Here is a 1,092-nt window from a genome sequence, read left to right as displayed (position 1 = left end):
AATTATTTTGTAATTAAATATACTAATACTGATGCGATTGTAGTCGTCAAACCTACGGCTGCTTCGTAAGGAATGATTTTTAATCTGTCAGCGATAGACATTTTGACAGATCCACCAGTTGCATGGAAGAATGATCCGTGAGGAAGTGAGTCGATAACTGTCGCACCAGCATGAACCATAGCACCTGCGTTTAGTGCAGTTACATTTGCATCAATTAATGATTTGGCGAATGTTTGAGATGCTATTGTACTTCCAGCAGTTGTACTTGCTGTTGCACCACCCATTAAAATACCTGCTACTGGAGCAAGAATGAATGCTGGTAAATTAAATGCAGTAATCAAATTAATCATATCTGTTTGTAGTGTTGAATTTTTGATAATTCCTGCGATTGTTCCCGTACCGATTAAAAGTGCACAAACTCCGATTATTTTTGAGAAACCGTAGTTGACATATTCTTTGGTATTTTTAGTTTCTTTTGTAGCCAATAAGCACACGAATCCTCCCAAAGGAAGTGCAATTAACGGATCGATTGTGATTTTCGCGATTGGTCTAAGTGCCAATAATACAATTACAGTAACTGGACCAATAATTGATGCGAAGAAACTTGGCAAATTTGTTCTTTCAGAAGATTCTAAATCACTTGAATCAATGACATCTGTTTTCTTTTTTGCTAATGCCATTGCGATAATAATCGTTACGATTAATGCACAAATTGCAGGAATGATATTCACATACATCAAAGATGTTAGATTTAATTTGAAGCCTTCAGCAGTTGCAATAGTGTTTGGGTTAGGGCTGATTACGTTACCCGCTTTTCCTCCACCAATCATAGCCAATAAAATGCTTGATTTTGAAAGATTTGATTTCTTACCAACAGCAAGTGCGATTGGCGCACAAGTGATAACTGAAATGTCGATGAAAACTCCGACAGCACAGATAATCATCGTAGAAATCGCAATAGCAATCAAAGCTTTTTGTTCGCCTAATTTTTTTATAATCGTGTCGGCGATTTTTTCTGCGGCGCCCGTTTTAACCAAACAGCCTGCCAAAATACCACTTGTCATAATTCTTAGAACTGAACTCATCATTGAT

1 protein-coding gene is annotated in these 1,092 nt (G+C 37.1%); it reads right to left on the bottom strand.

Annotation, left to right across the window (positions count from 1 at the left end; genetic code table 11):
* Positions 1–2 precede the first annotated feature (2 nt).
* Positions 3–1,092 (bottom strand): GntP family permease (locus KHW44_RS09935; RefSeq protein WP_304068987.1); only part of this gene is annotated, 1,090 nt, incomplete at its 5' end.

The sequence above is a fragment of the Finegoldia magna genome, assembly GCF_018371055.1.
Taxonomy (GTDB): Bacteria; Bacillota; Clostridia; order Tissierellales; family Peptoniphilaceae; genus Finegoldia; species Finegoldia magna_I.
Note: the sequence above shows the minus strand (reverse complement) of the source record. Positions and strands in the feature narration are given on the sequence as shown.